Here is a 24,114-nt window from a genome sequence, read left to right as displayed (position 1 = left end):
TCGCCTACTGCGCTCGCTAGCTTATGAGTCCGACTTGTTTGACGAGGCAGGATCGGCACTTTTGCAATTGGCGTTAGCAGAACCCGACGGTTACAAATCGGACTCGACACGTGACATCCTTCAATCTCTGTTCCACATCCATCTCTCTGGAACTCTTGCCCCTCCTGAGCATCGGGCTGCATTTCTTAGGACGTTAGCTTTTTCAGGAGATGACGCCAAGCAAAAGCTGACTTTGGATCTTCTGCGCGCAGGATTGGAATCTCATCATTTCTCATCTCACTACGGATTCGACTTTGGGGCATTAAAACGCGGATATGGATGGTTTCCACGAACTCTGGAGGAGATTCAAGGTTGGTATGAGCTATTCATTAAGGTCGCTATTGACCTTGGGAAGGCTACAACAGCCTTAGGCTCCGATGCTCGTGCCATATTGGGAAGCGCCTTCAGGGGGCTATGGGGCGATGCCAGAATGGAAGATACCTTGATCGGCGCTGCGCGAGAGTTAGCTCCAATTGACGGGTGGCCCGATGGATGGATCGGTATCCGAAACACCCTACATTGGGATAAAGAGCGCATAGCCCCCGATTCACTCGAAAGGTTGAAGGCGCTGGAAAAGGAGATTACGCCTAGAGATTTGCGAGCAAAAATTCATGCCAAGGTTCTCCAGAGAGGATCATTTGGCGTTGATCTTGACGATTCTGAAGAAGACTCGCCGACAGATTGGTATGTGAAAGCCCATGAAGAGGCCAAGGCGCTCGGAAAAGCTGCCGCACAGGATACAGATTTACTCGCTGACCTTTCTCTATTCATATCGAATAGGAATACAACCGACAAGGTTTGGTGCTTCGCTGTTGGCCTAGGCCTAGCTTCAGTTTCTACGCGACAGATTCTTGATCGCCTAAAGCCATTGGTCGAACTTCCGCCAGCCGACGGATTTGACCTTCAATTCATCACAGGCTTAATCAACGGCTGGAACCAGGCAAAGCCCGATGAAGTTGCTGCTTTTCTGGATGAAGCTGTTGGAGATGAAGTTTGGGGGCCACTATTTCCAAACCTGCAATTCGCAATTGAACTTGATCTGGTGGGCTATTTGAGACTCATCAAATCTCTAGAGCTCGGCCGTGCATCTTGCTGGAGATATACGAATCTTGGTTGCGGACGCAGAACCGATCCTCTCACTGTTGCTCAAATTTCTGCTTTGCTGAGGCTTCTAGCTGCAAAGCCGGACGAAGGCTTGTCTGCAGCAATTGATGTGCTTTATATGGTGATTTACTGCACCGACACTAAAGATGAACAATATAAAGAGGAATTGCGGGCCTATTGCTTGAACTTCGTCGGTGAGCTTGATTGGTGTTTGATTGATCTTACGAACGAAAACTTTCTGCATCACCTTGAACGCGTGATCGAATTTTCTCTTGATAGCAGCGAGCCACATGAGGCGGCTACCAAGACACTTAATCGATTGATCCAACAGGAACGCGCCGGCAAGAGGATATTTCCCCGTCGCCTTGGTAACGTACTCTTGCCATTTTTCAAGAAATGTCCAATTGAAGCCTTGGATGCCGTTTATACCAAAGATGAGCACACCGCTCTTATGCGCATGCTGACGGTTCGACTCGATAGGCATGGGGACACAGCAATAGGAGTTGTGCCAGAGGAAGCCTTGATTGAGTGGTGCAAAGTCTCTCCTGAAGACAGATGCGTATTTGCCGCACAGACCTGCAAACTATTCGAAAGACCAAATCCTAGTGAAGTAGCCGTCATAGGTATATCAAGTACGGCTAAAACACTTCTGGCTCTGGCGCCAGACAAAAAGATGGTTTTCGATACGCTAATCAACCGTTTCTCTCCCAATTCTTGGTCTGGTTCCCGTGCAGCAATCATGCGTCAAAGGTTCGCACATCTTGATGAATTCAACCCGACTGGCGATCAAGAACTCACGTTGTTGATAGAGGAAATGAAGGTGCGCGTTTCAAAACTCATCGAAAGCGAAGAACAGTGGGAGCAGGAGCGAGAGCGATCAGAAACAGGCAGCTTCGAATGAATTAGTGCTGTTGAGGCTGGATGTACTGCAATACCCTCCTCGGATTCACGCCACGTTTAACGTCAGCGTCGGCAAATTGGATAACTCCGGTCATTCAAGAAAGATAGCTCGAACGACAGCTCAGGCCGATAACCGGAAGATCGATATCCACCCGCCAAGCCCACGAGGCGATTCAGCCGAGTTGACCTAAGGCAAAACCCGCTCACCTCGTCGGCCTATAATCGAATCGACTAATGACCGTTCGGTCAGTAACCGATTGGGTGGCTTATGAGCTTCGCGCGTTCTTCCAGGGTTGTGCTCCTTGTTCTGGTCCCCGTGCTGCTTGCGGCGGGGGGCTGGTATCTGTACCAGCAACGGCCGAGTGGCCTGCCGGCCGGGTTTGCTTCGGGCAACGGGCGGCTGGAGGCGACCGAGGTCGATGTGGCGACCAAGATTGCCGGGCGGCTGGCTGAGCTGGGGCCGCGTGAGGGGGATTGGGTCGAGGCGGGAGCGGCGGTTGGGCGGCTCGATGCCGACGATCTGCGTGCCCAGTTGCGGGCGGCGCAGGCGCAGGTGGTGCAGGCCCAGCGGACGGTCGATGAAACGCGGGCCGGGGCGCGCAAGTCGAAGGCCGATGCCGCGCTGGCCGGCAAGATGCTGAAGCGTTCCGAGGAACTGGTCGGGCGCGGTTTCATTTCGCGCAACAAGCTCGATACCGACCAGACCGGTATGGAGGGGGCGATGGCCGGCATGGCGCAGGCGCAAAGCCGCGTGGCCGAGGCCGGTGCGGCGGTGGCGACGGCGCAGGCGCGGGTCGACAGCCTGCAGGCGACCTTGAACGATACCTCACTGAAGTCGCCGATCTCGGGCCGCGTGCTCTATCGCCTGGCCGAAGCGGGCGAGGTGCTGGCGGCCGGCGGCAAGGCGCTGACGCTGGTCGATCTGTCGGACATGTTCATGACCCTCTACCTGCCGACCGACAAGGCCGGGCTGGTGGCGATGGGGGGCGAGGCGCGCATCGTGCTCGACGCGCTGCCGGGCGAGGCGATTCCCGCCAGCGTGAGTTTCGTGGCGCCAAAGGCGCAATTCACGCCGCGCGAGGTGGAAACGCGCAGCGAACGCGAGAAGCTGATGTTCCGCATCAAGCTCAAGGCCGATCCGGCCTGGCTGGCGGCGCATCGCGACCTGGCCAAGGGCGGCATGCCGGGGGCCGGCTTCGTGCGGCTCGACGCCGCTGCGCCGTGGCCGGCCAATCTGCAAATCAAGGGGAAGTAATCCGCCATGGACCGTGCACCGGTCGCCCGCCTGTCCGGAGTCAGCCAGCGCTATGGCGCGGCCGTGGCGCTGGATGCCGTCGACATCGCCTTGCCGGCCGGCTGCATGGTCGGCCTGATCGGGCCAGACGGGGTGGGCAAGTCGTCGCTGCTGGCGCTGGTGTCGGGGGCGCGGCAGATCCAGCAGGGGCGGGTCGAGGTGTTGGGCGGCGATATCGGCGAGCGGCATTTCCGCGCCTCGGCACTGCCGCGCATCGCCTACATGCCGCAGGGGCTGGGCAAGAACCTGTATCCGACCCTGTCGGTTTTCGAGAACGTCGATTTCTTCGGCCGGCTGTTCGGGCAGGGCAAAAGGGAGCGCGCCGAGCGTATCGCCGAACTGCTCGCCAGCACGGGGCTGGCGCCTTTCCGCGAGCGCCCGGCGGCCAAGCTGTCGGGCGGCATGAAGCAGAAGCTCGGCTTGTGCTGCGCGCTGATCCACGACCCCGACCTGCTCATTCTCGACGAGCCGACCACCGGCGTCGATCCGCTGTCGCGCTGCCAGTTCTGGGAGCTGATCGACAGCATCCGCGCCCGCCGGCCGGGCATGAGCGTGCTGGTGGCAACGGCCTACATGGAGGAGGCAGAGCGCTTCGACTGGCTGGCGGCGATGGACGGCGGGCGGGTGATCGGCCGCGGCACGCCGGCCGAACTGCGGGCGCAGACCGGGCAGGCGACGCTCGATGGCGCTTTCATCCGCTTGCTGCCCGAGGCGCGCCGGCAGGCGCACCGTGCGCTGGTCATTCCGCCCCGGGTGGCCGACGGCGACCTGCCGGCCATCGAGGCGCAGGGGCTGGTGCAGCAGTTCGGGGATTTCACGGCGGTCGACCACGTCAGTTTCCGCATCGAAAGGGGCGAGATTTTCGGTTTCCTCGGCTCCAACGGCTGCGGCAAGACGACGACCATGAAGATGCTGACCGGCCTGCTGCCGCCGACCGCCGGCCTTGCGCGCCTGTTCGGCAAGGCGGTGGATGCCGGCGATCTGGAGACGCGCAAGCAGGTTGGCTACATGTCGCAATCCTTCTCGCTGTACGGCGAGCTGACGGTGGCGGCCAACCTCGACCTGCACGCCCGCCTGTTCCATTTGCCGGATGAGCGGCGCGGGCCGCGCATTGCCGAACTGATGCAGCGTTTCGGGCTGGAACCCTATGCCGGCCAGCCGGCGGCGGAATTGCCGCTGGGTATCCGCCAGCGCCTGTCGCTGGCCGTCGCCGTGGTTCATGAGCCGAAGCTGCTGATCCTCGACGAGCCGACCTCCGGCGTCGATCCGGTGGCGCGCGACCAGTTCTGGGCGCTGCTGGTCGAATTGTCGCGCCAGCAGGGCGTGACCATCTTCATTTCGACCCATTTCATGAACGAGGCCGAGCGCTGCGACCGCATCTCGCTGATGCACGCCGGCAAGGTGCTGGCCAGCGACACGCCGGCCGGCCTGTGCGCGGCACGCGGCGAGGCGACGCTGGAGGAGGCTTTTATCAGTTACCTGGAAGAGGCGACGGGGGTAAGCAAGGGGAGCGTGTCGCACGCTGCCGAGCCTCTTCCGGAATCGAACGCGGCGCTCCCGGTCGGGCACAGCAATGGCGCGAAGCACCCCGGCGCCTTCAGCCTGCGCCGCCTGCTCGGTTACGCCTACCGCGAATCGCTGGAACTGCGCCGCGATCCGATTCGCCTGGCCTTCGCGCTGCTCGGCTCGGTGCTGCTGATGTTCGTGCTCGGCTTCGGCATCTCGCTCGATGTCGAAGGCCTGCGCTTCGCCGCGCTCGATCGCGACCAGTCGCCGGAAAGCCGGGCCTACATCCAGAACATCGCCGGGTCGCGCTATTTCATCGAACGAGCGCCCATCGTCGACGATGCCGATCTCGACCGGCGCATGAAAAATGGCGAACTGGCGCTGGCCATCGACATTCCGGCCAATTTCGGCCGCGACCTGCGGCGTTCGCACTGGCCGGAGGTCGGCGTCTGGGTCGACGGCGCCATGCCCTATCGCGGCGAGACGGTGCGCGGTTACGTGCAGGGCCTGCATCTCGATTACGTGCAGCAGATCATCCGCGACAAGACCGGCGCGAGTGCCGGCTACCCGGTCAACATCGTCTCGCGCTACCGCTACAACCAGGATTTCAAGAGCATCTACGCCATGGTGCCGGCGGTGATCCCCATCCTGCTCATCTTCATCCCGGCCATCCTGATGGCGCTCGGAGTGGTGCGCGAGAAGGAACTCGGCTCGATCACCAATCTCTACGTCACGCCGGTGACGCGCCTGGAATTCCTGCTCGGCAAGCAGTTGCCCTACATCGTCGTGGCGCTGATCAGCTTCGCGCTGCTCGTCATCCAGTCGCAGCTCATGTTCCAGGTGCCGATCAAGGGCAGCCTGGCCGCGCTGTGCTGCGGCGCCTTCCTCTATGTCGTCGCCACCACCGGTTTCGGGCTGCTGATCTCGACCTTCACCAGCACGCAGATCGCCGCGTTGTTCGGCACGGCGATCCTGACCATCCTGCCGACGGTCAGCTTCTCCGGCCTGACCACCCCGGTGGCGGCGCTCGAGGGGGCGAGCTACTGGATCGGCCAGTGCTTCCCGGCCAGTTATTTCCTGATCGTCAGCCGCGGCACCTTCACCAAGGCTCTGGGCTTTGCCGACCTGTGGCCGCAGTTCCTCGCGCTGGCCTGCTTCATCCCGGTGCTGACGGTGCTTTCCGTGCTGCTGCTGCGGAAACAGGAGAAATAGCCATGTCTTGGGCGACGCTGTCCAATATCTACCGGCTGGGCCTCAAGGAGCTGAAGAGCCTGTGGGCCGACAAGGTGTTGCTGATCCTCATCTGCTGGGCCTTCACCGGCGCCATCTACACGGCGGCGACGGGCGCCTCGCAGGAGTTGCGCAATGCCCCGGTGGCGGTGGTCGACGAGGATCAGTCGCCCTTGTCGCGGCGCCGTGTCGGCGCCGGCGACCCCCCCGACGTCCGGCCGCCCCCGCCGGCGACGCAGGCCGAACTGGACCAGGGCATGGATTCCGGCCGCTACAACTTCACGCTGATCATCCCGGCCAATTTCCAGCACGACGTGCAGGCCGGGCGCCGGCCGGATGTCCAGCTCAACATCGACGCGACGATCATGAGCCAGGCCTTCATCGGCGCCACCTACATCAAGAGCATCGCGCTCGGCGAGGTGAACGAATACCTGACCGGCAAGCGCGACAGCGCGGCGACGCCAATCAGGCTGAGCACCCGGGTGCGCTTCAATCCCAACCTCACCGGCGTGTGGTTCGGGGGCGTCATGGAGGTGATCAACAACGTCACCATGCTGACCATCATCCTGGTCGGGGCTGCCTTCATCCGCGAGCGCGAGCACGGCACCATCGAACACCTGCTGGTCATGCCGCTGACGCCTTTCGAGATCATGATGGCCAAGATCTGGGCCAACGGGCTGGCGGTGCTGCTCGGCGCCAGTTTCGCGCTGATCGTCATGGTGCAGCATGTCCTGCAGGTGCCGATTGCCGGCTCGGTGCCGCTGTTTCTTGCCGCAGCCGCCTGCTACCTGTTCGCCGCGGCGTCGATCGGCATTTTCCTCGGCACGCTGGCCCGCTCGATGCCGCAGCTGGGGCTGCTCATCATCCTGAGCATCATTCCGCTGCTGCTGCTCTCCGGCGGGGTGACGCCGCGCGAGAGCATGCCGGCCATCGTCGGCAACATCATGCTCGGCGCGCCGACCACGTATTTCGTCCGGCTGGCGCAGGGCATCCTCTATCGCGGGGCGGGGCTCGATGTGGTCTGGCGCGACCTGCTGGCGATGACCGCCGTCGGCGCCGTCTTCTTCAACATCGCGCTGTTCCGCTTCCGCAAGGCGGTGACCCAGACGCAAATCTGAACGATGTCGGAAATTGTTGATGTGCATCATGGGCGGCAGCCGGCAATCGGCCGAACATGGACCCTGCTTGTTCAACCATATGGGTATGGTCCAAGTCGACATGTTTTTCCTCAGATATATGCTTGCGGCGACTGCGGTCGCCGCCTTTTTTGGAACTGCCCGGGCAGCCGATACGGCTGAGCGGCAGTTTGTCAGCCTGGCCGAATTGCCCGGCGAGCGCATGCACGCGCAGGCGGGGAAGCGCATCGAGGTCGATGTCGATCTGAGCGGCCCCGAACTGGAGGTCGAGGTCAGCGGCGAGCGGGCCAACATCCGCTATCGCATGGCCTTCAACCAGATCGCCGAGGGCTGGAGCTGGCAGCCGCTGGCCGATCCGCAGGTCGAGGACTACTACCGTTTCAAGTTCCTGCCCCTGCAGTCGGTGCTGGTCGAGCGCGGCGAGTATGCCGGCGAGGACAAGATCGGCACGGCGCAGCAGATGGCGGTGCGCTGGCGCTACGACTATTTCCTGGCCTTCGACAACCTCTACGATTTTTACCCGCGCAAGGTCGACGACGATGCCGGGTTCCTGGCCGAGGTGCCGTCAGGCCTGGTCGGGCATGTCGGCATGCGCGCCAGGGCGACGCTGGTCGATCCGGTGATCAGCGAAAGCACGACCTTCTGGAAGGCCATCTACAGCCGTCCCGTCGATTTCACGCTGAAGAAGCGCTACCTGGTCGGCCATCTCGACGAAGTGGATTTCGTCGATACCGACAGCGGCCAAATCCTGTGCCGGATACTGCCCGGCCAGGGGCGTTGTTCGGTTCGTTAGCAAGGCGGGCGCATCCGGGGCGGATGCGCCGTACTGGCCTAGCGATAGACGAGAACCGGCACCTTGGAGTGGGTCAGCACCTTGTTGGTTTCGCTGCCGAGCAGGAAGCCGCTGATCCCCTTGCGCCCGTGGGAGGCCATGAAGATCAGGTCGCAGCCCGACTTTTCGGCGGCTTCGATGATCGCTTCGTAAGGCACGTCGCTGGTTGCCGAAACCGTGCCGCATTCGACGCCTTGCTCGGCGCACAGCGCGGCGACCTCGCCGAGGTACTCGCTGGCCTGCTGGTCGGCGAGCTGGGCGAATTTCTCCGGCGTCGTCGGGTCGATCAGGGCGCCTTCGCCGAAGTAGGCGATCGGGTATTCCGGCTTGGCGAAAAAGACCGTGATCCGGGCGCCGGCTTCCTTGGCGAACGACACGGCACGCCTGGCGGTGGCTCGCGACAGTTCCGATCCATCGGTCGGGACGAAGATATGCTTGAACATGCTTTACCTCCTGAGTTGGTCTGTGTACAGCCAATCCGGCACCCGCTCCGGCAACCGAATCCGGGCTTCGGGTAAAACGCCGGAATGACCGCCAGCGTTGCATTTCGCCTTGTTGAGGATCATGCTACGCCAAGTCGGGAGGATTTCAAACATGCGTCTCGTATTTCTCGGTGCAGCCGGCGAAGTGACCGGTTCCTGCACGCTGGTCGAAACCGGCGATGTGCGCTTCCTGGTCGATTGCGGCATGTTCCAGGGCGGTCCGGAGGCGCGCCAGAAGAACCAGCGCGCCCTCGATTTCGGCTTCGATGTGCGCGGCATCGATTTCGTGTTGCTGACCCACGCCCACATCGACCATTCCGGCCTTTTGCCCCGCCTGACCATGCTCGGCTATCGCGGGCCGATCTATGCCACCAAGGCCACCGTCGACCTGCTCGAAGTCTTGCTCCCCGACAGCGCGCACATCCAGGAAAAGGAAGCGGAGTGGCAGTTGCGCCACCGGCACCGGCGCGGCAAGGGCGAGCGGGGCATTCCCGCGCCCTTGTATTCCGTCGCCCAGGCGTTGGCCTGCCTCAAGCAATTGCAGCCGGTCGACTACGGCCGGCCGCTCAGGGCGGACGAGCGGGTCAGCGTCGTTTTCCGCGACGCGGGCCATATCCTCGGTTCGGCCTCATTGGAGGTGACCGTCAGCGGCGAAGGCAAGCCGCGGCGGCTGGTCTTCTCCGGCGATCTCGGCATGTCCGGCCGGCCGGTACTGCGCGATCCCGAACCGCCGCCGGCCGAGGCGGACGTGCTGCTGATCGAGTCGACCTACGGCGACCGCCTGCATCGTTCGCTGAGCGAAACGGAAGACGAGATCGTCGCCGCCATCGAACGGACGCGGGCGGCCAGGGGCAACCTGATCATCCCTGCGTTCGCGGTCGGGCGAACGCAGGAGATCATCTACATGCTGACCGACCTGGTGCGCCGCAAGCGCCTGTCGCCGCTGAAGATCTACGTCGATTCGCCGATGGCCAACTCGGCGACGCGCATCACCCTGGCGCATCCCGACCTGCTCGACCGGGAAACGCGCGAATTGCTGGCCTGGCAGCAGGCGCATCCGGACCAGGTGAAGATCGAGTTCGTCGCCGACGTCGAGCATTCGAAGGCGCTCAACGACATCCGCAGCGGGGCGGTGATCGTGTCGGCCAGCGGCATGTGCGAGGCGGGGCGCATCAAGTACCACCTGCGTGAAAACCTGCCGCGCAGCGAATGCGCGGTGCTCATCGCCGGTTTCCAGGCGGCCGGCACGCTGGGCCGTCGCCTCGTCGACGGTGCCCGGCTGGTGACCATCTTCGGCGCCCAGGTGCCGGTCCGGGCGCGCATCTACACCGTCGGTGGCCTGTCGGCGCATGCCGACCAGGCGGCGCTGCTCGCCTGGCTGGCCGGATTCCGCAAGCCGCCGGGGCGGACCTTTGTCGTGCATGGCGAGGCCGGGGCCTCGGCGAACTTTGCCAGGGCGATAGGCGAGCAGTTGAAGTGGCCGGCAGTTGACCTTCCGCAATCCGGCGCCAGCTACTCGTTGTAAGATAACTGACTATCAGGTCATTAAGAGGTTTCATCATGTCCGGCAATTCGAATGGCAAGCACAACGCAGTCGATATCCGCAGCGAAAGCCCGATGGAAACGCTGGGCAACGCGGTCAGCAAGGCGATCGATCCCTACGGGGTGACGACCTCGATGCTGGCGGCCCAGATGGCCTGGCTGATGCATCCGCAGGAACTGGCGCGGGCCGCCAATGCCTTGTCGGGCGACCTGTTCGCGCTGCAGTCGCATGTCATGCGCCGGGCGCTGGGCATTCCGTCGGCCGACGTGATCAAGCCCCACGCCGACGACGCGCGCTTCGCCGATCCGGTGTGGACCGAGTCGGCCAGCTGGGACATCGTCAAGGAATGGTATGTCGCCTTCACCCGCCGCCTGGAGGACATGTTCTTCGAGACGCCGGGCCTGTCCGACAAGGAGCGCCGGCGTTCCGCCTTCTGGCTGCGCAACTGGCTGAATATGGTGGCGCCGACCAATTTCTTCTGGCTCAACCCGGTGGCCATGCGCCGCTTCGTCGAAACCAACGGCGAGAGCCTGCGCCAGGGCTGGGAGCATTTCCAGCGCGACCTCAAGGCCAAGAACATCCTGATGGTCGAGCCGGATGCCTTCACGGTCGGCGAGGACCTGGGGAGCACGTCCGGCAAGGTCGTCTTCCGCAACCGGCTGGTCGAACTGATCCACTACGAGCCGACCACGGCCAAGGTGCGGGCGATGCCCATCGTGATCATCACGCCGTGGATCAACAAGTTCTACATCCTCGACCTGACGGCCAGGAAGAGCATGGTCAAGCACCTGACCGACCAGGGCTTCTCGGTGTTCATCACGAGCTGGAAAAATCCCGGCGCCGACATGGCCGACGTCCGCTTCGACGACTACCTGCTTGACGGCGTGAACGAGGTGGTGCGGGTGGCCGGCGAATTCTGCAAGCAGCCCAAGGTGCATCTGGTCGGCTACTGCATCGGCGGCACGCTGGTCAGCACCTACATGGCCTGGGCCAACAAGCGCTTCGGCCAGGACAAGGTGCCGGTCGCGCACTGGACGCTGTTCACGACGCTGACCGATTTCGCGCATCCGGGCGATATCGACGTCTTTATCGACGAAGCCTGCATCGGCGCGCTCGAGGAGTCGATGGCGAGGAAGGGCTACCTCGACGGCAGCGAAATGGCCTCGTCCTTCCGCATGCTGCGTTCCAACTCCCTGATCTGGCATTACTGGGAATCCAGCTACCTGCTCGGCGAGCCGCTGCCGCCGTTCGACGTGCTGTTCTGGAACATGGACACGACGCGCATGCCGCAGGCCATGCATGCCTACTACCTGCGCGAGTTCTACCTCAACAACAACCTGATCAAGCGCGACAAGCTGACCATCGCCGGCGAATCCATCGACCTCGACAGCATCGTCCAGCCGCTCTACGCGGTGACCGCGGAGGACGACCACATTGCGCCGTGGAAGCAGTGCTACCGTATCCGCAAGTACATCAACGTCGAGGCGCCGGTGCGCTTCGTGCTCTCCACGTCCGGGCACATCCTCGGCATCGTCAATCCGCCGGCCAAGCCGCCCAAGCGCGCCTACTGGATCGGCGAGCCGGTGCGCAACGAGCATTGGGAGCACTGGTTCGAGCGCGCCGAGAGGCACGAGGGCACGTGGTGGGAGGACTGGGTGAGCTGGCTGGGCGAACGCACCGGCGAACTGGTCGAGCCTTACCCGGCGGCCAATCGCAAGTTCCCCTCGCTGGGCAACGCGCCGGGAAGCTACGTCTTCGAAAAGTAGCGCTTGCCTGCCGCCGCGGGCTGGTTCTCTCCAGCCCGAATTGGTACATTGCTGGCTGACGAAACCCACGTGAGGCATCCATGACAACGGCCCTGGTCCCGGCAGCGCACAAGACTCCGCAGGCGGGGGTGGATTTGATGCGCATTGTCCGCATCAACGAGGAAATCAAGTCGGTCGTCAACGTCGCCTTCAAGATCAACATCATGGCGCTCAACGCCATTTTCCTCGCCAAGCGGGCCGGCACGGCGGCGCGGGGCTTCGGCGTACTGTCGAACGAACTGCGGGTGTTCTCGCAGGATCTGCGGGACTGCATGTCGTCGCTGACCGGGCTGGTGCATGCCTGCGTCGACGACGTGTCGCGCATGCTGCAGGATATCCGCCATACCGCCTTGTTGCGCCAGGCGGTGGAGATGTCGTCCAAGCCCGAGATCGCCGCCGTGCTGGCGGCGCGCGAGGTCAAGAACGAGCGGCATGCGCAGAGCCTTGCCAGTCAGCGCCGGCAGCTCAAGCGGGCGCTCGAGGAAGCCTTCCGGATGGTCGAGCTGGGCGGCGTGCTGGCCAAGTCGGCAAAGATCGAGGCCGCCTACGGCCAGTCGTTTGCCGTGCCGCTGTCCCAGGTTTCCGGCGAATTCGACGGCGTCGTCGAGGAAATCCGGGCGTCGCTGGAGTCGCTGCGCCATTCGGCATTTTTTGCCACGAAATAACCCAGGGGGGGATGCGTGAAAACAACAAAAACGATCTTTCAGGAAGGCGATCACAAGTGGATCGCGATTGTGCGCGATCCGGAAAAGCCGAATTACCTGATCGACACCAACGAATACCTGGTCACCCATGGCGGGCAGGGGTTGCTGCTCGACCCGGGCGGCGCCGAGGTATTCCCCGCCGTTTTCTCCGCGCTGTCGGCCGAGTTCGACCCCTCGGCGCTGGCCGGCATCTTCGCTTCGCACCAGGACCCGGATATCTGTTCCTCGCTGGCGCTCTGGCTCGAGTTCAACCCCGGCATGCGCTGCCACGTCAGCTGGCTGTGGAGCGGGTTCATCCCGCATTTCGGTGGCAACGCCGATACCTTCGCCAGCATTCCCGACGAGGGCGCCGATATTTCCCTGAGCGGCCTGACCCTGCGCGCGGTGCCGGCGCACTACCTGCATTCGTCGGGCAACTTCAATCTTTACGACAAGATCGCCCGGGTGCTGTTCTCCGGCGACGTCGGCGCCGCGCTCCTGCCGCCCGGCGAGGATGGCCTGTTCGTCGAGAACTTCGACAAGCACATCCGCCACGCCGAAGGCTTCCATCGCCGCTGGATGGGCTCCAACGAGGCCAAGCGCCGCTGGTGCGAGCGCGTCGCCCAGCTCGACATCGACATGCTCTGCCCGCAGCACGGGGCAATCTACCAGGGGGCCGATGTCCAGCGCTTCATCAACTGGTTCGACGAGCTGCAGGTCGGCATCGTCAACGGCTGAATCTTTGCGGATTTGACGGTGGTCAAAGAGCATTCCCCCGGCGCCCCGCGAGAATGGAACTGACAAAACCCACAGAGAGAAGAAAGACATGACCACCATACGCAGTTTCATGACCGACGATCATCGCCGTTGCGATGATTTCTTCGCCGAGGCCGAGCAGGCCATCGGCAAGCAGAACATCGCGGCTGCCCGCGCGGCCTTCGGGCATTTCCAGTCCTCGGTGCTGGCGCATTTCGAATGCGAGGAGAAAACCCTGTTCCCGACTTTCGAGGCCAAGACCGGCATGAGCATGGGGCCGACCCAGGTGATGCGCATGGAACACCAGCAAATGCGCGCCTTGCTCGACGATGCCCGGAACGCCATCGAGTCGGGCGATACCGACGATTACCTCGGCCTGGCCGAAACCTTGCTGATCATGATGCAGCAGCACAACATGAAGGAAGAGAACATTCTCTACCCGATGTGCGACCAGCATCTCTCGGCGGAATTGCCCGCCGTCCTCGAACGGCTGGAAATGGAGCTGTGCGACGAATGAGCCACCCGAAGACCCCGCATGTCGTTGATGCCCGCTACATGGAGCCGCCCGGCCCGTTCGTGGCGACCATGGAAATGCTCGATACCCTGAAGGACGGCGAGAAAATGCTGCTTCTGCTCTTCCGCGAGCCGCATCCGCTGTACAAGGTCCTGCGTCAGAACGGCCACGACTACGAAACCGAACTGATGCCCGACGGCACATTCGAAATCCTGATTTCGCGCTGACCGGGCATCGGCTGCTGCCGCGCTGCAACGATGCAAGCCTTGCTGTCCTTTGAAAACGCGCCGCCTTTCGCGGCGCCATTGCGCTTCTTCCTGACTGCGCCCCTGTTCGCCGTTCTCGCCGGCCTGCTGCTGGCCTGGAGCGGGGCGCCGCTGATGGCCTCGCGCTGGATGCCCGGCACCCTGGCGGCCACCCATCTGGTGACGGTGGGTTTCATGCTGCAGGTCATGCTGGGCGCGCTGATCCAGATCCTGCCGGTGGTCGCCGGCGCCAACCTCGGGAACCCGCTGCGCGTCGCCCGCATCGTCCATGTCGGGCTCAGTGGCGGGGTGCTGCTGCTGGCCGCCGGTTTCCTGGCCGCCACCCCCGGCGTGCTGGGCGTCGCCGCGCTGCTGCTGGGGGGCACCCTGCTGTATTTCCTGGCGGTTTGCGTCCGGGCATTGGCGGGGGTGCCGTCGACCAGCCCGACCATCCGCGGCCTCAAGCTGGCGCTCGTCGGGCTTGCCGCCGTGGTCGGGCTCGGCATGTTGATGGCCTTCGCCCTGATCTATGGCTGGCCGGTGCCGCTCGCCGCGCTTGCCGACCTCCATGCCGGCTGGGGGCTGGGCGGCTGGGCCGGGGTGTTGCTCGTCGCCATGGCCTACGTCGTCGTGCCGATGTTCCAGCTGACCCCGGGCTACCCGGCGCGGCCCAGCTGGTGGTTCCCGGTGGCCATGCTGCTGCTGTTGCTGCTGTGGAGCGGCGGCGTGCTGGGGGACATGGGCTGGCTGGTGCAGTTGAGCCAGGGGCTGGCGGCGATCATCGGCATCGCCTTCTGCGTGCTGACGCTGCGCCTGCAGGGAAAGCGGCGCCGGGCGCGGGCCGACGCCACCTACCGCTACTGGCAGCTCGGCCTGGTGGCCAGCGTGCTCGCCCTGCTGATGCTGCTGGTCTCCTCGCTGTGGCCGGCGGCCAGCGAGCTGGGCGGGTGGACGATAGGCTTCGGCATCCTGATCGTCGCCGGCGGTTTCCTGCCGTTCATCACCGGCATGCTCTACAAGATTTCCGCCTTTCTGACCTGGCTGCACCTGCAGAATTTCGGCCAGGCCAAAATACCTGCCCCGGCCATGAACAAGATCCTGTCGGACACCGACACCCAGCGGCAGATGGTCGCCTATAGCGTGGCGCTGGCCCTGCTGCTGGCGGCGGTGATCGTGCCGGACTGGCTGGCGCGGCCGGCCGGCCTGGCATTTGCGCTGGCCAACGGCTGGCTGTTCTGGAACCTGGCCGGCGCCGTCCGGCGCTATCGCCGGGCGCAGGCCGAGATGGCGGAAAAGCTGGCGGCCCTGCGATGAGCTACCTGGCGATCAAGCACCTGCATGTGACCTGCGTCGTGCTCAGCGGGCTGGGTTTCTGCCTGCGCGGCATCTGGATGATGCGCGAATCGCCGCTGGCCCGGCATCGCCTGGCCCGGATACTGCCCCATGTCGTCGATACGCTGCTCCTCGGCAGCGCCCTGACCCTGGCCTGGATGAGCGGCCAGTACCCGTTCGTCAGCGGCTGGCTGACGGCCAAGCTGTGCGGGCTGATCGCCTACATCCTGCTCGGCGTGATGGCGCTCCGGCGCGGCCGGACCCGCAGCCTGCGGACGCGCTATTTCGTCCTGGCGCTGGCTGCCTATGCCTACATTGTCGGCGTCGCGCTGTCGCGCAATCCCCTGATCGTTTTTTGAGCAAGCCGCCCCGTTGCCGGGGCGGCGCGTCGCTTACATCCGCCCCAGCTTGCGGTACAGCGTGTTGCGGCTGATGCCGAGCTGCCGCGCGGCCGACGAGATGTTGCCGCCGGCGGCTTCCAGCGCGCGCATCGCCGCCTGCCGGCTGATCGCGTCGAGACTGTTCGGCCCCTCGAGCGGTGCCGCGGCCCACGGGTCGTGCGCCGGTGGAGGGGCGCCCCGGCCGAGCGGCGAGGCCTCGAACAGTTCCTCGGGGAGGTGGGTTTCGGTAATCAGGGTTTCGTCGTCGTCGAGCAGGGCGATGGCGACCCGGATCACGTTGAACAGCTGGCGGATGTTGCCCGGCCAGGCATAGCCCTCGATGGCCTGGAGCGCGCCTTCCGAGAAGCGCACCGGGGCGCTGCGCGACGCGGTTTCGGCGGTGGCCAGCTTGGCGACCATGGTGCGGATGTCGGTGCGCTCGCGCAGGGCGGGCAGGGTGACGCTCATGCCGTTGAGGCGGTAGTAGAGATCCTCGCGGAAGCTGCCGCGGGCGACCTCTTCGCGCAGCTTGCGGTGGGTGGCGCAGACCAGCGAGATGTCGACCTGGATCGAGCGGGTGCTGCCCAGCGGCGTCACGCAGCGTTCCTGCAGCACGCGCAGCAGCCGGGCCTGCAGGTTGAGCGGCATGTCGCCGATTTCGTCGAGGAACAGCGTGCCGCCATGGGCCTGCTGGATCTTGCCCGGCGCGCCTTCCTTGCGGGCGCCGGTGAAGGCGCCGCCCTGGTAGCCGAAGAGTTCGGATTCGATCAGCGACTCGGGAATGGAGGCGCAGTTGAGCGCCACGAAGGGGGCGTCGCGGCGCGGTCCGCTGTTGTGGAAGGCCTTGGCGAACATTTCCTTGCCGGCGCCGGATTCGCCCTGGATCAGGATCGGGATGTCGCGGTCGAGCATGCGGCGGGCCCGGTCGATGGCGGCCTGGAGACGGACGTCGCCGGTGTTCAGGGTGTCCAGCGTCAGCTTGGGGGGAGCGCCGCTCTCCGGCCGGCGGGCGGGGCGCGCCGGCGGCAGCTCGTCGTAGACGCGGCCGGCCACGCTCTGCGGCGGCAATTGCCCGCGTAGCTGGAGATGGAATGATTTGCCGTTGACGCCGATTTCGCAGCTCGCCTGCGGATTGTGGCGCAGGCGGTCGACGAGGGCGGCGAGGTTGCTTTCGAAGACCATCGAGAAGTCGCGGCGCACGGCGTCGACCTGGCGGATGCCGAGCAGGTCGAGGCCGTTGCGGTTGATGGCCAGCACCTGGCCGTCCGGCGACACGGCGGCCATGCCTTCCTTGGGGCTGCCCAGGTAGTCGGCGCGGCCGTGGAAGCAGACCAGTATTTCGCGGGCGTGCACCGTCTCGAACAGGCGCTTTTCGACGATGGCCGACGACAGCCGGACGAGGCCCAGGGTATGCCGCTGGTGGCTGCGGTAGTCTCCGGAAATGTCGAGGACGCCGATCAGCCGGCCGTCCGGTCCGAAGATCGGGCTGGCGCAGCAGGTCAGGAAGCCGTTGTTCTCGAGGAAGTGTTCGCCGCCCAGCACGGCAATCGAAGCCTCCTCGGAGAGCGCCGTGCCGATGGCGTTGGTGCCGCGCAGGTTCTCGTCCCACGAGGCGCCGGCGAGCAGCGCGACGCGGTCGGCACGGCTGACGAAATCCGGGTCGCCGACGGTTTCCAGCAGCAGGCCGTTCGAGTCGGCCAGGATGACCATGCTGCCCGAGTCGCGGATCTGCTCGAAAACATGCTCCATAATCGAGCGGCCCTGGGTGAGCAGCAGGCGGTTGCGCTCCTGCTCGGTCTTCAGCGCCACGCGGTCCATCGCGTCCATGGCCGGGGCGTAGTTCGCGTCGCCCAGGCCGAAGCGGCGGCAGCGCTCCCAGGAGCGCAGGATCATCGGGTCGACCAGGCCGTCCGGCAGGTCGCCCTGGTCGAAGAATAATTGCCTTGCCTGCTGCAGACGCTGGTCGTGCGCGTCGGGCAGTAGTTGAATTTGTCCCATCACTCCTCCGGAGGCTCCAGATCGTTTTTTTATTGTGTTGTTGCAAAACGTAACAGCTGCACTTTTTATCAGCAATGCGGCGAGCAGTGCGTACCCTCTTTGAGCAAGCGGCGTGCCAGACGTTCATGCGATTGTGCATTTTCTCCGAATTTTCCCGAAAAGGGCGAACTGTCCGCTTTGGCCTGTCGCGACAGGGTGCCTGGCACAGGGTTTGCAGAAGGGGAGTCACTACGGCAGTAACCGGACCTCAATCAAGGAGACAATGTGAAACACGCTTCCCGTACCCTCTGCGCCCTTGTCGCAGCCTTGTCCATCGGCCTTGCAGCACCCGGGGTGTTCGCCCACGGCGATGTCGTGCCGCAGGCAGTCGATACGACCGGCCTGAAGAACCTCGGCGCCGACTTCCAGCCGGCCAACCCGTATCGCAAGGACAAGACTGCCATCCGCATCGGCGACTCTGCCTACAACCAGAACTGCGCCCGCTGCCACGGCCTGGGCGCCATTTCCGGCGGCATCGCGCCGGACCTGCGCTACCTGCCGCTCGGCGACGAGGGCGACGAAGTGTTCCTGCCGCGCATCCGCAGGGGCTCGGTGCGCGACGGCCGTGTTTACATGCCGCCGTTCGAGGGCATCCTGTCGCAGGAAGCGATGTGGGCCATCCGCACCTGGCTGGAAACCGTCCATGAAGAATGATCGCCGCCTTTGGCTGAAGGCCTGCGCCGCCCTGCCGCTGGCCGCCTGCCTGCCGGCAACGGCGGATGCGCTGGACTCGGTGCGCCAGCGCGGTCGCCTGCGGGTGGCGGTCTATAACCAGTTTCCGCCGTACTCGATGGCCGGGGGCAAGGGCATCGATGCCGACATTGCCCGGGCGATTGCCGCCAAGCTGGGCGTGACCGCCGAGGTGGTCGGCTACAACGCCGACGAGGACATGAACGACGACCTGCGCAACATGGTCTGGAAAGGGCACTATCTCGGCGCCCAGCCTTCCGACGTGATGATGCACGTGCCGGTCGACGAATACCTGGCACGTTCCAACGACAAGGTGCGGATCTTCGGCGCCTACCATCGCGAAACCCTTGCCCTGGCGCGCAATCCGGAGCGCATTCCGAAAGCCCCGGCAGGCTCGGCGGCGGTGGCGCTGGAGGTGTTCACCCGCGAGAAGATCGGCGTCGAGACCACTTCGCTGGCCGACTCCTTCCTGCTGTCGGTGCTCAACGGCCGCCTGCGCGACAATGTCGTGCATTTCAAGACCGTCGCCGAAGCGGCCCAGGCCATGGCCGACGGCCGCGTTTCCGCCGTGCTCGCCCAGCGCGCCGAGCTGGAGGCCGCCTTGCAGGGGCAGACCAGGATGGTCATCGACACGCCGCATTTGCCCGAGTTGAAGATGGACGGCTGGCCGCTGGGCATGGCCGTCAAGGTCGAGGAGCAGGCGCTGGCCGAAGCCATCGGCACCGCCCTGGCCGAACTCAAGAGCGATGGCAGCATCGCCGCGATCTTCAAGCGCCACGGCATTTCCCACCAACCGGCCTGAGCCTTCCCATGCGACTCGCTTCCCTTCTCTGCGCGGCCGTGCTGGCCGCCTTCGGCGGGCCGGCCGCGGCCGGCCCGCTGGCCTATGTGCCTAACGAAAAGTCGGCCACGGTCAGCGTCATCGATACCGCTACCGACCAGCGCCTGCGCGACATTCCCGTCGGCGAGCGGCCGCGCGGCATCGCGGCCGGGGGCGGCCGGCTGTACCTGACCGACGGCAAGACGGGCAGCCTGCTGATCGTCGATACGACCGAGGGCAAGCTGCTGAAAACCGTGCGCATCGGCGATTCGCCCGAGGGCGTCAGCCTCTCGCCCGACGGCAGAACGCTGGCGGTAGCCGTCGAGGACGACAACAGCGTTGCCCTGCTGAGCGCCAGCGATGGCCGCCAGGCGGCCCGCATCAAGGTCCAGGGCAAGAACCCGGAGCACGCGGTGTTCAGCCCCGACGGCCGCTGGCTGTACGTCAGCGCGGAGGAGGCCGAGCAGGTCGATGTGGTTGATGTCGCCGGTCGCAAGCAGGTGGCCAGCATCCCGGTCGGCAAGCGCCCGCGCGGCATCGGTTTCCTGCCCGATGGCAGCCGGGCCTACGTCGCCAGCGAGCTGGCCGGCAAGGTCTACGTCATCGACGTGCGGCAGCGCCGGGTGACGGCGGAGATCGCCGCCGGGCAGTATCCGAACGGCATTGCCATCCATCCCGACGGCCGGCGGGTGTTCGTCTCCAATGGCCGCGATCCGTCGGTGATGGTTATCGACGTGGCGAGCAACGCCGTGCTGGCCAGCATCGAGGTCGGCAAGCGGCCCTGGAACATGGCGCTGACGCCTGACGGCGGCAAGTTGTATGTCGCCAACGGCCGTTCCGGCACGGTGTCGGTGATCGATACCGCCGAGATGAAGAAAACCGCCGACATCGAGGTCGGCGAACTGCCCTGGGGAGTGAGCATCCAATGAGCGCGCAACGCTATACCCTGCCGGCGATCCTGCTCCACTGGGGGCAGGCGGTCGTCATCGTCTGGCTGCTCTGGCTGGGGTGGACCATGGTCGACCTGCCCAAGGGGGCGGAACGCAGCGCCGCCTACGGCCTGCACAAGTCGCTCGGCCTGCTGGCCATGGGCCTGATCGTCGTGCGCCTGCTGTGGCGCGCAAGGCATCCGGCGCCCCCCTCGCCGGCGGTCGGCAACGAGGCCCGGCTGGCCACGGCGGTGCACCACCTGCTCTATGTCTTCCTGGTGTTCGCCCCGGTGGCGGGTTACCTGGCCTCGTCCTTCACGCAATATCCGCTGAAGTTCTTCGGCGTCGAGGTGCCCAAGCTGGGTTGGCCGGATGAGGGCATGAACGCGACCTTCAAGCTGCTGCACGTGGTGTTCGTGTGGAGCGGGGCGGCCCTGATCGCCCTGCACATCGCCGGGGCGCTCAAGCATGCCCTGCTGCGCGACGGCATGATTGCCCGCATGTTGCCCGGCCGGTTGTTCAAAAAATGAACAGCATGCTCCATGCTGGAGCAGTGTTGCTCTCACTAAAGTAATAACCATCCCGCTGCGCAATCGTCCGGACAGCAAAAAGCCACCTGTGCAGGTGGCTTTTTTTTCGGGTGCCGCTTGCCCGGTTCGCCGGCGGAGCGGGGTCTCGACTAATCAGGGTGTCCGCTGCCCTGGTGCTGCGGCTTGCTCGTTTGACACACGATGTCGATCAGCGCCTCGGGGTCGAAGGGTTTGGTGACGTGGGCCTTCATGCCGGCGGCCAGGCAGCGTTCGCGCTCCGCGGCGAAGGCGTGCGCGGTCTGGGCGACGACCGGGATGCCGGGGGCGATCCGGTGGATGATTTCGGTCGCTTCATAGCCGCCCAGTCCCGGCATCTGCAGGTCCATCAGGATCAGGTCGAAGCCTTCGCCCTGCCTGACACGGTCGACCGCTTCCTGGCCGCCTTCGGCCAGGGTGACCCGGGCGCCGGCGGCCGAGAGGATTTCCTCGAGCACCATGCGGTTGATCGATTCGTCGTCCACGGCCAGGATGGACAGCCCGGCCAGCGCCCGCGCGTCGATCGTCGTGGCGCTTTCCGTCTGCATGGGGCTGTCGGTGGGCGGGCTGTCGGGCAGGGTCAGCGGCACGCGGAAGACGACGCGGGTACCTTGTCCGAGGGCGCTGTCGACCGTTATGTCGCCCCCCATCAGGTCGAGCAGGCGCTGGCTGATGACCAGGCCCAGCCCGGTGCCGCCGTATTTCCGGCTGGACGACGAGTCGGCCTGGTAGAACGGGGTGAACAGGTCGGCGATCTGTTCCTTGCTCATGCCGATCCCGGTATCGACGGTGGTGAACACCAGCTGTCCGTTTTCCCGGGCGATGCCCAGCGTGACGCTGCCGGATTCAGTGAATTTGACCGCGTTCGAGAGCACGTTGAGGAGCACCTGGCGGATGCGCATCCCGTCGCCCATGCAGGCCTCGGGCAGGTCGGCGGCCAGGTCGAGCTGCAGCGACAGCCCCTTGGCGTGCATGCGCTCCTCGAGCAGTTCGACGGTATGGCGAACGAGGGTATGGATATCGAAGGGGGTCGAACTGACCTGCATCTTGCCGGCTTCGATCTTGGAAAAGTCGAGGATGTCGTTGATCACCCCGAGCAGGCGTTTGCCGGAGGCGTCGATCTTGGCGAACGCATCCCTGGCTTTGGCGGAGTTGTCGGCGTGGCGCATGCCGATGGCGGCGAAGCCCATGACGCCGTTGAGCGGGGTGCGGATTTCATGGCTCATGTTGGCGATGAATTCGCTGCGCGTGCGGGCCAGCTGCTCGGCCGCCCGGAGCGCGCGTTCCCGCGCCTCGTTCGCCGCCTGCTGCTGGCTGGCGTCGATGAAACTGGTGACGGCGCCGACGATTTCGCCATCCTTGGTCATCGGGTGGGTGGCGTAGATCACCGGTATGGGTTTGCCGTCGGCCCGCCAATACACTTCATCGGTGACGCGAACCTCGGCGCCGGTGCGCAGCGAGCGATAGCTCGGGCAGTCGTCGGGCGAATAGTGGCTGCCGTCGTGATGGCTGTGGTGCAGCAAGGCATGGGCGGAGCGGCCGATCATCTGCGCCGGGTCGGCGTAGCCGAGAATGGCGCAGGCCGCCGGGTTGGCGAAGCGGATGACGCCCTCGCGGTCGATGCCGTAAAGCCCGTCGGCGCTGGAGTTGAGGATCATGCTGGCCTTGGCTTCGGTGTCGAGCAGGGCCGAGGTGCGGGCGCTGACCAGCGCGGCGAGATTGTTGCGGTGCTCCTCGAGTTCCCTTTCCGTGCGCAGGCGTTCCGAAATGTCGCGGAACACGTTGACCGCGCCGATGGCCCTGCCTTTGACGCGCAATGCGGAGACCGTGTACTCGACCGGAAAGCTGCTGCCGTCCTTGCGCCAGTAGACATCCTCGTCGATGGTCCGCGCCGTTCCGTCGCTCAGCGTGGCGCGTAGCGGGCAGTCGTCGAGCGGGTAGGGGCTGCCGTCGGGATGGTGGTGATGGGTCGCGTCGTGCAGGGAGAGGCCGACCCCTTCGTCGGCATCCCAGCCGAACATGCTGCGGGCGGCCGGGTTGATGAAGGTGATCCGGCCCTCCAGGTCGATGCCGCAGATGCCGTCGCCGGCCGCGCCGAGGATCAGTTCGCTGCGCTGCTTGGCGGCTTCGGTTTCCTGGTGCTGTTGGCGCAGGGCGCCGTTGAGTTGCGATAGCCGCATTTGCGTGCGCGCCTGCCGCTGCCAGCTCCGGTTCAGCTGCCAGGCAAGCAGCAGCGTGCCGATCATCAGCGCCAGCACGATGGACATCGGCGTCAGCAGCTCGCGGTGCATCTCTTCCATGTAGTCGTCCCGCGCCAGGCCGATCACCAGGTAGATCGGGTAGCCGTCCAGCCGGCGGAACTGGTAGTTGCGGTCGATGCCGTCGATGCCGGAAACCGCCCGGTACTTCGCCTCGCCGATCCCGGAGGCGAGCAGTTCGCCCAGGCGCTGCGACGGGGTGGTCGCCCCGGAGCGGGCGCCGTCGGGGTCGGCCTTGGCGTAACGGGCGATCAGCGTGCTGCGGGTCCACAGGCCGGAGTTGCCGCGCTCCCCGAGGTCGAGTTGCGACAGGCGGTCGACGAAATAGCTGACCGGCACGGCCGCGTAGACGATGCCGCCGAAGGAGCCGTCCGGCTTGTTGTGGCGGCGCGCCAGGGCGATGATCAGCTGGTTGCTGATCTTGCTGAGCACCGGGTCCGAGACGAACAGCCCGGCCCCGGGGCCGGCATCCCTGAGGTTCAGGAAGTGCGGGCGGTCGCTGATGTCCACGGGCGCCCGCGGGGTCGGGGAAGAGGGGCCGGCGGCGGCGTACCGAATCCGGCCGGCGGCGTCGCTGACCCGCAGGCCGAGCGTTTCCGGCAGATGCTTGCCCTGCGCGCCGAGGAAATCATGCAGGCGTTCGCTGCCGATCACGCCTTCCCGCGCTTCGCGTTCCACCTCGTCCACGACCGTCGCCAGCGCCAGGTCGATTTTCTGGAAGGTGCCGGTAATGCTGCCATCGAGGATGCGCGCGTAGTTCTCGGCCTGGCGGTTGGCCTGGTCTTCGGCCGCCAGCGTCCGGTCGCGCAGCACCCAGATGCCGAACAGCAGCAGCGTCGCGTTGATCAGCACGATGCCGATCCACAGCGAACGGCGGAAACGTGAGTCGAATCCCGGCGCGGGGTAGTCTTTCCGGTAGGTGGCGCGCTTCACCGTGTCGTTCCTTATGGGGGCGAATATCCAGCACTTCGCCCGATTATTAGACGATGCTCATTTTTTAGTATTTTGTCAGTATGTCATTGATTAATACTAA

Annotated in this window: 20 protein-coding genes; 17 read left to right on the top strand and 3 right to left on the bottom strand. The window is 64.7% G+C overall.

The window, feature by feature from the left end:
• The 5 genes from Q0P59_RS15340 to Q0P59_RS15320 all read left to right on the top strand — a co-directional run.
• A partial coding sequence (locus Q0P59_RS15340; protein WP_295007821.1) for a hypothetical protein occupies positions 1 to 2,044 on the top strand: 2,044 nt, incomplete at its 5' end.
• A 267-nt stretch (positions 2,045 to 2,311) separates the two neighbouring features.
• Positions 2,312 to 3,298 (top strand): efflux RND transporter periplasmic adaptor subunit, encoded by a 987-nt coding sequence (locus tag Q0P59_RS15335; protein WP_295007819.1) that lies wholly within the window; start codon positions 2,312 to 2,314, stop codon positions 3,296 to 3,298.
• A gap of 6 nt (positions 3,299 to 3,304) precedes the next feature.
• Entirely contained in the window at positions 3,305 to 6,055 is a 2,751-nt protein-coding gene (gene rbbA / locus Q0P59_RS15330) for a ribosome-associated ATPase/putative transporter RbbA (protein ID WP_295007817.1), read from the top strand.
• Between the two features lie 2 nt (positions 6,056 to 6,057).
• A complete protein-coding gene (locus Q0P59_RS15325; protein ID WP_295007815.1) occupies positions 6,058 to 7,191 on the top strand; it encodes an ABC transporter permease in 1,134 nt (377 codons plus the stop codon).
• A gap of 118 nt (positions 7,192 to 7,309) precedes the next feature.
• Entirely contained in the window at positions 7,310 to 8,002 is a 693-nt protein-coding gene (locus tag Q0P59_RS15320; protein WP_295007813.1) for a hypothetical protein, read from the top strand.
• A 38-nt stretch (positions 8,003 to 8,040) separates the two neighbouring features.
• On the opposite strand, the gene Q0P59_RS15315 is transcribed toward Q0P59_RS15320, so the two are convergent.
• A complete protein-coding gene (locus Q0P59_RS15315) occupies positions 8,041 to 8,484 on the bottom strand; it encodes a universal stress protein (RefSeq protein WP_295007811.1) in 444 nt (147 codons plus the stop codon).
• A 151-nt stretch (positions 8,485 to 8,635) separates the two neighbouring features.
• On the opposite strand from Q0P59_RS15315, the gene Q0P59_RS15310 reads away from it, so the two are divergent.
• From Q0P59_RS15310 to Q0P59_RS15275, 8 genes are all read left to right on the top strand, one after another.
• The gene (locus Q0P59_RS15310) at positions 8,636 to 10,048 is read left to right on the top strand and encodes an MBL fold metallo-hydrolase (RefSeq protein ID WP_295007809.1); all 1,413 of its coding nucleotides are present in this window, start codon (positions 8,636 to 8,638) and stop codon (positions 10,046 to 10,048) included.
• A 35-nt stretch (positions 10,049 to 10,083) separates the two neighbouring features.
• Positions 10,084 to 11,832, top strand: coding sequence for an alpha/beta fold hydrolase (locus Q0P59_RS15305; protein ID WP_295007807.1), 1,749 nt, complete (start codon positions 10,084 to 10,086; stop codon positions 11,830 to 11,832).
• An 80-nt stretch (positions 11,833 to 11,912) separates the two neighbouring features.
• Positions 11,913 to 12,536, top strand: a complete 624-nt coding sequence (locus Q0P59_RS15300; RefSeq protein WP_295007805.1) for a methyl-accepting chemotaxis protein — start codon at positions 11,913 to 11,915, stop codon at positions 12,534 to 12,536.
• Between the two features lie 15 nt (positions 12,537 to 12,551).
• Entirely contained in the window at positions 12,552 to 13,292 is a 741-nt protein-coding gene (locus Q0P59_RS15295; RefSeq protein WP_295007803.1) for an MBL fold metallo-hydrolase, read from the top strand.
• Between the two features lie 88 nt (positions 13,293 to 13,380).
• Positions 13,381 to 13,827 (top strand): hemerythrin domain-containing protein, encoded by a 447-nt coding sequence (locus Q0P59_RS15290; RefSeq protein WP_295007801.1) that lies wholly within the window; start codon positions 13,381 to 13,383, stop codon positions 13,825 to 13,827.
• Positions 13,824 to 14,051 (top strand): DUF2249 domain-containing protein, encoded by a 228-nt coding sequence (locus Q0P59_RS15285; RefSeq protein ID WP_150427556.1) that lies wholly within the window; start codon positions 13,824 to 13,826, stop codon positions 14,049 to 14,051. The genes Q0P59_RS15290 and Q0P59_RS15285 overlap by 4 nt, the downstream gene beginning before the upstream one ends.
• 30 nt (positions 14,052 to 14,081) lie before the next feature.
• Positions 14,082 to 15,383, top strand: coding sequence for a hypothetical protein (locus Q0P59_RS15280; protein WP_295007798.1), 1,302 nt, complete (start codon positions 14,082 to 14,084; stop codon positions 15,381 to 15,383).
• On the top strand, positions 15,380 to 15,760 hold the full coding sequence (locus Q0P59_RS15275; protein ID WP_295007796.1) for a SirB2 family protein: 381 nt from the start codon (positions 15,380 to 15,382) through the stop codon (positions 15,758 to 15,760). The genes Q0P59_RS15280 and Q0P59_RS15275 overlap by 4 nt, the downstream gene beginning before the upstream one ends.
• A 33-nt stretch (positions 15,761 to 15,793) precedes the next feature.
• On the opposite strand, the gene Q0P59_RS15270 is transcribed toward Q0P59_RS15275, so the two are convergent.
• Complete coding sequence (locus Q0P59_RS15270; RefSeq protein ID WP_295007794.1) at positions 15,794 to 17,779, bottom strand: sigma-54-dependent Fis family transcriptional regulator; 1,986 nt, start codon at positions 17,777 to 17,779, stop codon at positions 15,794 to 15,796.
• 306 nt (positions 17,780 to 18,085) lie between these two features.
• On the opposite strand from Q0P59_RS15270, the gene pedF reads away from it, so the two are divergent.
• From pedF to Q0P59_RS15250, 4 genes are read left to right on the top strand one after another with little or no spacing between them, the layout of a single operon-like run.
• Entirely contained in the window at positions 18,086 to 18,472 is a 387-nt protein-coding gene (gene pedF, locus Q0P59_RS15265; protein WP_295007825.1) for a cytochrome c-550 PedF, read from the top strand.
• Positions 18,462 to 19,310, top strand: coding sequence for a transporter substrate-binding domain-containing protein (locus tag Q0P59_RS15260; RefSeq protein WP_295007793.1), 849 nt, complete (start codon positions 18,462 to 18,464; stop codon positions 19,308 to 19,310). The genes pedF and Q0P59_RS15260 overlap by 11 nt, the downstream gene beginning before the upstream one ends.
• Positions 19,311 to 19,318: 8 nt before the next feature.
• On the top strand, positions 19,319 to 20,257 hold the full coding sequence (locus tag Q0P59_RS15255; RefSeq protein ID WP_295007790.1) for a beta-propeller fold lactonase family protein: 939 nt from the start codon (positions 19,319 to 19,321) through the stop codon (positions 20,255 to 20,257).
• A complete protein-coding gene (locus Q0P59_RS15250; RefSeq protein WP_295007788.1) occupies positions 20,254 to 20,787 on the top strand; it encodes a cytochrome b in 534 nt (177 codons plus the stop codon). The genes Q0P59_RS15255 and Q0P59_RS15250 overlap by 4 nt, the downstream gene beginning before the upstream one ends.
• Before the next feature lie 149 nt (positions 20,788 to 20,936).
• Here Q0P59_RS15250 and Q0P59_RS15245 read toward each other — a convergent pair whose 3' ends face one another.
• Positions 20,937 to 24,014, bottom strand: coding sequence for a PAS domain S-box protein (locus tag Q0P59_RS15245; RefSeq protein WP_295007786.1), 3,078 nt, complete (start codon positions 24,012 to 24,014; stop codon positions 20,937 to 20,939).
• Between the last annotated feature and the right edge of the window lie 100 nt (positions 24,015 to 24,114).

It is taken from the genome of uncultured Dechloromonas sp. (assembly GCF_945957265.1).
In the GTDB taxonomy this organism is placed as follows: Bacteria; Pseudomonadota; Gammaproteobacteria; order Burkholderiales; family Rhodocyclaceae; genus Azonexus.
The sequence above is the reverse complement of the archived record's forward strand: the minus strand, read 5'-3'. Positions and strand labels throughout refer to the sequence as shown.

Excerpts from the sequence above, each read along its gene's own strand:
- Q0P59_RS15335 (WP_295007819.1), top strand. The coding sequence starts at position 2,312 with ATGAGCTTCGCGCGTTCTTCCAGGGTTGTGCTCCTTGTTCTGGTCCCC.
- rbbA (WP_295007817.1), top strand. The coding sequence starts at position 3,305 with ATGGACCGTGCACCGGTCGCCCGCCTGTCCGGAGTCAGCCAGCGCTAT.
- Q0P59_RS15325 (WP_295007815.1), top strand. The coding sequence starts at position 6,058 with ATGTCTTGGGCGACGCTGTCCAATATCTACCGGCTGGGCCTCAAGGAG.
- Q0P59_RS15320 (WP_295007813.1), top strand. The coding sequence starts at position 7,310 with ATGCTTGCGGCGACTGCGGTCGCCGCCTTTTTTGGAACTGCCCGGGCA.
- Q0P59_RS15315 (WP_295007811.1), bottom strand. The coding sequence starts at position 8,484 with ATGTTCAAGCATATCTTCGTCCCGACCGATGGATCGGAACTGTCGCGA.
- Q0P59_RS15310 (WP_295007809.1), top strand. The coding sequence starts at position 8,636 with ATGCGTCTCGTATTTCTCGGTGCAGCCGGCGAAGTGACCGGTTCCTGC.
- Q0P59_RS15305 (WP_295007807.1), top strand. The coding sequence starts at position 10,084 with ATGTCCGGCAATTCGAATGGCAAGCACAACGCAGTCGATATCCGCAGC.
- Q0P59_RS15300 (WP_295007805.1), top strand. The coding sequence starts at position 11,913 with ATGACAACGGCCCTGGTCCCGGCAGCGCACAAGACTCCGCAGGCGGGG.
- Q0P59_RS15290 (WP_295007801.1), top strand. The coding sequence starts at position 13,381 with ATGACCACCATACGCAGTTTCATGACCGACGATCATCGCCGTTGCGAT.
- Q0P59_RS15285 (WP_150427556.1), top strand. The coding sequence starts at position 13,824 with ATGAGCCACCCGAAGACCCCGCATGTCGTTGATGCCCGCTACATGGAG.
- Q0P59_RS15280 (WP_295007798.1), top strand. The coding sequence starts at position 14,082 with ATGCAAGCCTTGCTGTCCTTTGAAAACGCGCCGCCTTTCGCGGCGCCA.
- Q0P59_RS15275 (WP_295007796.1), top strand. The coding sequence starts at position 15,380 with ATGAGCTACCTGGCGATCAAGCACCTGCATGTGACCTGCGTCGTGCTC.
- Q0P59_RS15270 (WP_295007794.1), bottom strand. The coding sequence starts at position 17,779 with ATGGGACAAATTCAACTACTGCCCGACGCGCACGACCAGCGTCTGCAG.
- Q0P59_RS15260 (WP_295007793.1), top strand. The coding sequence starts at position 18,462 with ATGAAGAATGATCGCCGCCTTTGGCTGAAGGCCTGCGCCGCCCTGCCG.
- Q0P59_RS15255 (WP_295007790.1), top strand. The coding sequence starts at position 19,319 with ATGCGACTCGCTTCCCTTCTCTGCGCGGCCGTGCTGGCCGCCTTCGGC.
- Q0P59_RS15250 (WP_295007788.1), top strand. The coding sequence starts at position 20,254 with ATGAGCGCGCAACGCTATACCCTGCCGGCGATCCTGCTCCACTGGGGG.